Raw genomic sequence first — 8,380 nt, forward strand, 5'->3', positions numbered from 1 at the left:
CGGTCAGGGGCGGTGGCGGACGGCGTCCGGGAAGTGGGAGGCGAGGAGGCCGGGGGACTCCTCGCGGCCGTCCAGGACGCGGTTCGTCCGGGTGACGGCCCGCCAGCCGGAGGGGGTGCGGCGCAGGCGCCAGTGGTTGGCGGTGGCGCGGCGCAGGACGAACCCGTCCGGGGTGTTGACGATCATGAGGGTGTAGCCGGCGGCGGTGGCCTCGTCGCCGTCGACGGTGACGTGGGGCGGGCCGACGAAGTGGGCGCAGCCCCCGCCGATCCAGCGCTGGTGGGGTGCCGAGCGGACCATGGCCTCGATCTCGGCCCGGCCGGTCATGAGGAGTTCGTCCACGTCGTAGACGCCGTCCTCGTCCCAGAGGGCGGCGACGTCGCCGGCGCAGCCGCTGTCGACCAGGGGCCCGTAGGACAGGATCAGCCGGGTGATCTCCCGCTCGTCCTCCAGGGCGCGCAGGCGTTCTTCGATGGCGGCCAGGCGGGATTCGGCGGTCACAGGCTCTCCTCGAAGGTCAGCGCGTAGGCGCCCGCCAGGTCGCGGAGCGCGGCGAGCTGCTCGCAGTGGTGGCCGGGCGACGAGGACGCCAGCCGGACGCCCGCGATCGTGGCGCCCGCCTCGCGGAGCCGGGTCAGCGCGGCGCCGGCGGCGTCCGGGTCGCCGATCGGGTCCAGGGGGCGGGACGGGGCGAGCACCACGTCGAAGCCGGGCGGAAGGTCGCAGGACGCGAGCATCTCCACGAGCGTGCGCAGGGGGAGCCCGAACGGGACCCAGCCGTCGGCGGTCAGGGCACGGCGCAGGGAGCGGGCCGTCCGGCCGCCGATCCACAGCGGGACGTGCTCCTGGACGGCGTGGGGCTCCACGACCAGGCCGGAGAAGCCGTAGTACGCGCCGTGGTACTCCGGCGTGCGCCGGGACAGGGACGCGCGGAGCGCGGCGAGGGCGTCGTCGGCGCGGGCGCCGCGGCCGGCGAACGGGGCGCCGAGCAGGTCGAACTCCTCCTCCAGGCTGCCGACGCCGAGGCCGAGCGTGAGGCGCCCGCCGCTGACGCGGTCGAGCGTCCCGTACCGCTTGGCGATCGCGAGCGGATGGTGGTAGCCGAGCACGAGGACCTGGGTGGCGAGCCGGATGCGGGACGTCCGGGCGGCGAGGTGGCCGAAGGTGGCGAGCGGGTCCCAGTAGACGCCGCCGCGCTGCCCGGCGGCCTCGGCGGGGACGGCGACGTGCTCGCTGCACGTCAGGTGGTGGTAGCCGAGCCGGTCGGCGGTCTCGGCGATCCGGGCGATGTCCTCGATGCCCGCGTCCGGCTCCCAGACGGCGTGGCCCGGCGGCTGTGCCACCACCGGTGTGACGAGGCCGACACGCATCGTTGCTCCCCTCTACGACAGGAAAACGTTCTATCACGGTGTCCGGCGGGGTCAGGTCGACGGTCTCAGCCACTTGGACCGCGCTGACCTGGGAAAACTTGCCCTCTTCCCATCGGGCCAAGCGATTGCTAGATTCTCCTAACAAGAATTCATTTCAGTCATGCTCTGGGAGACGCGATGACCGAGGCGATGATGGAGGCGGCTGCTCCGGCCCGCGGCGACTCGCCGCCGTCGATGATCGAGCGGATGACCCTGATCCTCGACGCGTTCAACGGCCCGACCGCCCGGCTGACCCTGGAGGACGTCGCGCGCCGCACCGGGCTGCCGCGGTCCACCGCGCACCGCATCCTGGACCAGCTCGTCCGGCAGGGCTGGCTCGCGCACCACTCGTTCGGCTACGGACTCGGCCGGCGCGCCCTCGGCCTCGGCGGGCAGGACGGCGGGCACGGCAAGATCCGCGAGGCCGCCGCGCCGCTGCTGCACGAACTGCAGGTCACCACCGGGCTCGTCGCGCACCTGGCCGTGCTGGACGGCGCGGAGGTCTTCTACCTCGACAAGCTCGGCGGGCGGCTCGCCGCGTCCGTCCCGTCGCGGGTCGGCGGGCGGGCCCCGGCGCACTGCACCGCGCTCGGCAAGGCGATGCTGGCGTGGCTGGAGCCCGAGCAGGTGGACGCGCTGCTCGGCGCCGGCATCAGCCGGTTCACCAGCCGCACCATCGGCGAGCTGGGCATCCTCCACCAGGAGCTGCACCGGGTCCGGCAGCGCCGCGGCCTGGCGTTCGAGCGCGGCGAGTCGTTCCCCGGCATCGCCTGCGTGGCGGTCGCGATCCGCGGCGCCGAGGGGCCGGTCGCCGGGATCTCCCTGGTCGGCGACATCCGCACCCCGCTGGAGAACGTCGCGCCGCTGGTGGTCACCGCCGCCCGCGAGACGTCGCAGATCCTCTTCCCCGGCGCGACCCCCCGAGGGGAACGCGCCGGCGGACGCGCCCGGCGCGGCGCCGCCCGGGTGAGCCGGGAGACGACATGGTCGCCGGAGACGATGAACCGGCTGCTCGCCGTGGACGGACGCGGCGACTGGATGTGACGCGGCGGACTTTGACGCCGCGGATTGCGACGCGGTGGATCGTGACGCGGCGGCCGGGTGCGGGGTCAGCCCCAGCCCCACCGGTCGCCCAGGCCCCACGGGTCCGGGGCGGTCGGAGCGTCGGGCTCGCCGACGCCGAACCGGCTGCGGAAGAACACCATCGGACGCCGCCAGGCGCCGTCGCGCACCTCATGCCGCTCGACCGCCAGGACCCGCCCGATCACGATCTCGTGGTCGCCGGCCTCGTGCACGTCGTGCACGACGGCGTGGACGGCCAGCAGGACGTCCGGCAGCGCCGGGGTGCCCCACTCGGACGTCTCCCACTCAAGGCCGTCGAACTTGGTGCCCCGGCTCGACCCGAAACGCTCGCACAGCTCGCGCTGCTCCTCGCCCAGCACGTTCACGCAGAACCGGCCCGCCGCGCGGATCCGCGGCCACGACCGGCCCCGCTTGTCCGCGCAGAACAAGATCAGCGGCGGCTCGAGCGACACCGACGCGAACGACTGGCAGGCGAAGCCGACCGGCTCGCCGCCGTCGAGGGCGGTGACCACGGTCACGCCCGTGGCGAACTCCGCCATCGCCTTGCGGAAGTCCGCGGGGTCGGGCGCGGCGGCGTCGTGGGACGCGAGTCCGGTGTCGGCGGTGAGCGCTGGCTCGGCTGGCATCTGTTCACCTCGGGGCTCGGTGCGGGACACAATCCCTGTCATCAACGTCTTACTCAACAAAACGTCCAAGGGACAAAATCCACTAAGTGGCATGGACCCGCCGCCGGTCAAGTGGTCCGGTCCGCCGGAAACGTACGCATGGCCCGGACGGGACGGCCCGCGCCGATCCCGTTGAGTGGAAGCGGGCGCCGGACCGGCCCCGGGAGCGGGCGGTGAGACGTGCGTCCCGCTGATCGGGATCCACCGGGTGGCCTGGCCACCGCGCGGATTACGTTCCCGTCAAGCCACCGTCGAAGGACTGGGAGATCATGCCCACGGAGCTGACCTACGAGTCGACGCTGCGCGAGCTCGCCACGGACCAGGGCGTCCTGCGCTACCACGAGGCAGGCGAGGGGCCGCCCCTGCTGATGCTGCACGGGTCCGGCCCCGGCGTGACGGGGTGGCGGAACTTCCGCGGCAACCTCGCCCGGTTCGCCGAGCACTTCCGGTGCCTGGTCCTGGAGTTCCCCGGCTTCGGGGTCAGCGACCCGACCGACGAGCACCCGATGATGGCGGCCGGCGGCGCGATCGTCCGGTTCCTGGACGGCCTGAACCTCGGCCAGGTCGACGTGATCGGCAACTCGATGGGCGGGATCATCGGCGCCCAGGCGGCGCTGAGGCACCCCGACCGGGTGCGGCGCCTCGTCACCATCGGCGGGATCGGCCAGAGCATCTTCAGCCCGTCGCCCGGCGAGGGCATCAAGCTGCTGATGGAGTTCACCGACGACCCGACCCGCGAGGGCCTGATCCGGTGGCTGCGCTCAATGGTCTACGACCCGAGGCTGGTCACCGAGGAGATGATCGAGGAGCGCTGGCGGCAGGCCACCGACCCCGACACCCTCGCCAGCGCCCGCCGCATGTACGGGTCGAAGGCGATGGCGGCCCGCGCGAAGGCGATGGCGCGGTCGGACGAACCGCCGTACTGGACGATGCTCCACAAGCTGAAGGCCAAGACCCTCATCACCTGGGGACGGGACGACCGGGTCAGCCCCGTCGACATGGTCCTCGTGCCGATGCGCACGATCCCCGACGTCCAGGTGAACATCTTCCCCAACTGCGGGCACTGGGTGATGATCGAGCAGAAGTCCGCCTGGGAGAGCGCCGTGCTGGCGTTCCTGACCCGGAAGGACGACGCGTGAGCGCGACCCCGGAGTGGGACCACGAGTACGACCTGGTGATCGTCGGCAGCGGAGGCGGCGGGATGACCGCCGCGCTGGCCGCGCACGACGCGGGAATGAGCGCGCTCGTCGTCGAGAAGGGATCGAAGTTCGGCGGCTCCACGAGCCTGTCCGGCGGCGGGATCTGGATTCCGAACAACCCGACGCTGAAGGCGCGCGGCCATGACGACAGCCGCGAGTCGATCCGCCGCTACCTCGACCTGCTCACCCAGGGCCGCGTCCCGGCGGAGCGCCTCGACGCCTACGTCGACAACGGCCCCGCCGCCATGGAGCTGATCGGCAAGAGCAAGTGGATGAAGTTCTTCTGGACGAAGGGCTACGCCGACTATCACCCCGAGCTGGAGGGCGGCCGTCCGCTCGGCCGGTCCATCGAGGCCAAGCCGTTCGACACCCGCGAACTCGGCGAGGACGAGAAGTACCAGAGGGCGAACAACATGAAGGGCCCGCTGGGCCTGTGGGTGACGGCCAAGGACTACCACGACCTCGCGATGGCCAAGCGCACCTGGACCGGCCGGCGGGCGTCGCTGGTCGCGGCGTGGCGCGTGTCGTCCAACGTGGTCCGCCGCCGCCACATGTCGACCGGCGGGCGGGCGCTCGTCGCCCGGCTGCGGATGGCGCTGAAGGACGCCGGCGTCCCGCTCTGGCTGAAGACCGCGATGACCGAACTCGTCACCGGCGAGGACGGACGCGTCACCGGGATCGTGGCCGCACGGCGGGACGGCACCACGATCCGGATCCGCGCCCGCAAGGGCGTCCTCCTGGCGACGGGCGGCTTCGACCACAACCAGGAGATGCGCGACAAGCACCTGCCGAAGGGCGGGCGGGAAGACTTCGCGATGGGCGCCCGCGAGAACACCGGCGACGGAATCCGCGCCGGCGAGGGCCTCGGCGCGGCGCTGGACCTGATGGACGACGCCTGGTGGATGCCCGCCGTCCGGCACCCGGCCGGCGCGACGATCCCGCTGGTGTCCGAGCGCGCCATCCCGCGGCAGGTCATCGTGTCGGAGGACGGGACGCGGTTCACCAACGAGGCGGCCCCGTACGTCAACTTCGTCCACGACCAGCTCGAAGGCGGCCACGTCCCGGCGTGGTTCGTGATGGACGCCAAGGCCCGCGCCCGGTATCCGTTCGCGCAGATCCTGCCGGGCGCCCCGATCCCGAAGGCGTTCTACGAGGCGGGCATCGTGTTCAAGGCGGACACGCTCGCCGAACTGGCCGGCAAGATCGGCGTCCCGGCGGATGCGCTGACCGGGACCGTCGAGACGTTCAACGGGTACGCCCGCGACGGCAAGGACCCCGAGTTCGGCCGCGGCGACTCCGCCTACGACCGCTACTACGGCGACCCGAACCTGAAGAACCCGAACATGGACGTGCTGGACACTGCGCCGTACTACGCGTTCCGGCTGGAGGTCGGCGACCTCGGCACCAAGGGCGGTCTCGTGTCCGACGAGCACGCCCGCGTCCTGCGCGAGGACGGGACGGTCATCGAGGGCCTGTACGTGACGGGCAACTCGTCGGCGTCGGTGATGGGCAACGAGTACGCGGGTCCGGGCGCCACGATCGGCCCGTCCATGGTGTTCGGCTACATCGCGGCCCGCCACGCGGCGGCCTCCGACCCGAAGGCGAGCGCGGACGCGAGCGCGGACGGGAACGCCGGCGAGAAGGCCGACGGGAAGGCCGCGGAACGGTCATGACGGGGCTCAAGGTGCGGGTCGCGGAGGTCGTCCACGAGACGGCCGACGCGCACTCGCTCGTCCTGGAACCCGGCGAGGGCGACCGGGACCGGTTCGGCTACCGGCCCGGGCAGTTCCTCACCGTCCGCGTCCCGTCCGGGGACGGCTGGGCGGCGCGCTGCTACTCGCTGTGCAGCTCGCCCGTCACCGACGACCGGCTGAAGGTGACGGTGAAGCGGGTCGACGGCGGTCTCGGGTCCAACTGGATCTGCGACAACGTCACGGCGGGCGACGTCCTGGAGGTGCTGCGGCCCGCCGGCACGTTCACGCCGTCCTCGCTGGACGACGACCTGCTGCTCGTCGCGGGCGGCAGCGGCATCACCCCGGTGATGTCGATCCTCAAATCGTGCCTGGCGGGCGGAAGCGGGTCGGTCACCCTCCTGTACGCCAACCGGGACGAACGGTCGGTGATCTTCGCGGACGAGCTGCGGGAGCTCACCGAACGGCACCCCGGCCGGCTCACGGTCGTCCACCTGCTGGAGTCGGTGCAGGGCCTGCCGACGCCCGCCGCCCTCGGCTCCCTGGCCGCCCCCTACACCGGGCGGCAGGCGTTCGTGTGCGGGCCGGAGGTCTTCATGGACCTGGTCTCGGAGACGTTCACCGGCCTCGGCATGCGGGTGCACGTCGAGCGGTTCTTCTCACTGGAGGGCGACCCGTTCGAGGAGCCCGACGCCCCCGAGGAGATCGCGGACGACGGGGAGGCGGGCGAGATCGAGGTCGAGATGGACGGCGAGACCCAGACGGTGCCCTGGCCGAAGTCCGAGCGGCTCCTCGACGCGCTGCTGCGCGCGGGCGTCGACGCCCCGTTCTCCTGCCGGGAGGGCAACTGCTCGGCCTGCGCCTGCATAGCCCTGGAAGGCGAGGTCACCCTGGACGCCAACACGGTCCTCGACGAGCAGGATCTCGCCGACGGCCTCATCCTCGCCTGTCAGGCGAGACCGGTCACCGACCGGCTGAAGATCACATACGACGGCTGACGACATCTCGGGAGACAGGCGATGGCGAACCGCGTGCTTGACACGATCATGGAACGGGCGGACCAGATCCGCGAGCTCGGCCCCGCCAACGAGGCGCTCGGCAGGCTCGACGACAAGGCCGCGACACTACTGCGCGACGCGGGGGTGATCCGGCTGCTGCAGCCGGAGGCGCACGGCGGCCTGGAGGTGCATCCCCGCGAGTTCGCCGAGACGGTGATGGGCATCGCCTCGCTCGACGGATCCACCGGCTGGATCGCCGGCATCGTCGGCGTCCACCCGTGGGAGATGGCCTACGCCGACCCGAAGGTCCGCGAGGAGATCTGGGGCGAGGACCCCGACACGTGGATCGCGTCGCCGTACGCGCCGATGGGCATCGCCCGCCCCGTGGACGGCGGCTACGTCTTCAACGGCCGCTGGCAGTTCTCCTCCGGCACCGACCACTGCGACTGGATCTTCCTCGGCGGCATGCTCGGCGACGAGGACGGCAAGATGGCGATGCCGCCGCGGTCGCTGCACCTCATCCTGCCGCGCTCCGACTACGAGATCGTCGAGGACTCCTGGGACGTCGCCGGGCTGAAGGGCACCGGCAGCAAGGACATCATCGTCAAGGACGCGTTCGTCCCCGCCTACCGGACGCTGGAGTACTCGAAGGTCGTGGACGGTTCCGCGCCCCGCGAGGCCGGCCTGACCAACCCGTCCTACCTGATGCCGTTCTCGTGCGTGTTCCCGCTCGGCATCACCGCCGCGGTGATCGGCATCGCCGAGGGCGCCCTGCACCACCACCTGGCCTACCAGCGCAACCGCGTCCAGATCACCGGCACGAAGATCAAGGACGACCCGTACGTGCTGTACGCGATCAGCGAGGCGGCCGAGGAGATCAAGGCGTCCCGCACCGCGCTGCTGGACAACTGCTCCCGCATGTACGACATGGTCGCCGCCGGGCAGGTCCCGACGTTCGCCGAGCGCGCCGCCGGCCGCCGCACCCAGGTCCGCGCGGCCTGGCGGTCGGTGCAGGCCATGAACGAGATCGTCGTCCGGTCCGGCGGGAACGCGATGCGGACGGACAACCCGATCCAGCGGTTCTGGCGGGACGCGCACGTCGGCCTCGCGCACGCGATCCACGTCCCGGGCTCCGTCTACCACGTCTCCGCACTGACGGACCTGGACATCGAGCCCCCGCAGGGCCCCATGCGCTCAATGATCTGACCGTCCTCCAGCCCCACCGTTGACTTGCGGCGTGTTGCCCTTATGGGCGCCCTCGGTGCCGCGTCCGCCCGCAGGACGCTGGCGACGTCCGGGAACGAGCGCCCATCGGCAGACCCGCGCCCTTCAGTG

At 72.1% G+C, this 8,380-nt stretch carries 8 protein-coding genes; 5 read left to right on the top strand and 3 right to left on the bottom strand.

The features are described 5' to 3' along the window. Positions 1-3: 3 nt before the first annotated feature. Complete coding sequence (locus AB0C35_RS36440; protein ID WP_358466328.1) at positions 4-501, bottom strand: nuclear transport factor 2 family protein; 498 nt, start codon at positions 499-501, stop codon at positions 4-6. After that, positions 498-1,370 (bottom strand): TIGR03619 family F420-dependent LLM class oxidoreductase, encoded by an 873-nt coding sequence (locus tag AB0C35_RS36445; RefSeq protein ID WP_358466330.1) that lies wholly within the window; start codon positions 1,368-1,370, stop codon positions 498-500. Before AB0C35_RS36445 ends, AB0C35_RS36440 begins: the two co-directional genes overlap by 4 nt. Before the next feature lie 177 nt (positions 1,371-1,547). Here AB0C35_RS36445 and AB0C35_RS36450 point away from each other — a divergent pair, with 177 nt between their 5' ends. Beyond that, positions 1,548-2,453, top strand: coding sequence for an IclR family transcriptional regulator (locus AB0C35_RS36450; RefSeq protein ID WP_358466332.1), 906 nt, complete (start codon positions 1,548-1,550; stop codon positions 2,451-2,453). Between the two features lie 65 nt (positions 2,454-2,518). Here the strand turns inward: AB0C35_RS36450 and AB0C35_RS36455 are convergent, their stop codons facing one another. After that, complete coding sequence (locus AB0C35_RS36455; protein WP_358466334.1) at positions 2,519-3,118, bottom strand: flavin reductase family protein; 600 nt, start codon at positions 3,116-3,118, stop codon at positions 2,519-2,521. 308 nt (positions 3,119-3,426) lie between these two features. On the opposite strand from AB0C35_RS36455, the gene AB0C35_RS36460 reads away from it, so the two are divergent. From AB0C35_RS36460 to AB0C35_RS36475, 4 genes are read left to right on the top strand one after another with little or no spacing between them, the layout of a single operon-like run. Continuing rightward, the gene (locus tag AB0C35_RS36460) at positions 3,427-4,296 is read left to right on the top strand and encodes an alpha/beta fold hydrolase (protein WP_358466336.1); all 870 of its coding nucleotides are present in this window, start codon (positions 3,427-3,429) and stop codon (positions 4,294-4,296) included. Next, entirely contained in the window at positions 4,293-6,029 is a 1,737-nt protein-coding gene (locus AB0C35_RS36465) for an FAD-binding protein (protein ID WP_358466338.1), read from the top strand. The genes AB0C35_RS36460 and AB0C35_RS36465 overlap by 4 nt, the downstream gene beginning before the upstream one ends. Further along, the gene (locus AB0C35_RS36470) at positions 6,026-7,045 is read left to right on the top strand and encodes a ferredoxin--NADP reductase (protein WP_358466340.1); all 1,020 of its coding nucleotides are present in this window, start codon (positions 6,026-6,028) and stop codon (positions 7,043-7,045) included. Before AB0C35_RS36465 ends, AB0C35_RS36470 begins: the two co-directional genes overlap by 4 nt. 21 nt (positions 7,046-7,066) lie before the next feature. Continuing rightward, positions 7,067-8,251 carry an acyl-CoA dehydrogenase family protein gene (locus tag AB0C35_RS36475; RefSeq protein WP_358466341.1) on the top strand — a complete coding sequence of 395 codons (1,185 nt, stop codon included), beginning with the start codon at positions 7,067-7,069 and terminating at the stop codon, positions 8,249-8,251. The last annotated feature ends 129 nt before the right edge of the window (positions 8,252-8,380 follow it).

The sequence above is a fragment of the Spirillospora sp. NPDC048819 genome (genome assembly GCF_040650055.1).
Classification (GTDB): Bacteria; Actinomycetota; Actinomycetes; order Streptosporangiales; family Streptosporangiaceae; genus Spirillospora.

Bases quoted from the DNA above. Each gene is read 5' to 3' on its own strand.
- AB0C35_RS36470 (WP_358466340.1), top strand. From the start codon at position 6,026: ATGACGGGGCTCAAGGTGCGGGTCGCGGAGGTCGTCCACGAGACGGCC.
- AB0C35_RS36445 (WP_358466330.1), bottom strand. From the start codon at position 1,370: ATGCGTGTCGGCCTCGTCACACCGGTGGTGGCACAGCCGCCGGGCCAC.
- AB0C35_RS36455 (WP_358466334.1), bottom strand. From the start codon at position 3,118: ATGCCAGCCGAGCCAGCGCTCACCGCCGACACCGGACTCGCGTCCCAC.
- AB0C35_RS36450 (WP_358466332.1), top strand. From the start codon at position 1,548: ATGACCGAGGCGATGATGGAGGCGGCTGCTCCGGCCCGCGGCGACTCG.
- AB0C35_RS36460 (WP_358466336.1), top strand. From the start codon at position 3,427: ATGCCCACGGAGCTGACCTACGAGTCGACGCTGCGCGAGCTCGCCACG.
- AB0C35_RS36475 (WP_358466341.1), top strand. From the start codon at position 7,067: ATGGCGAACCGCGTGCTTGACACGATCATGGAACGGGCGGACCAGATC.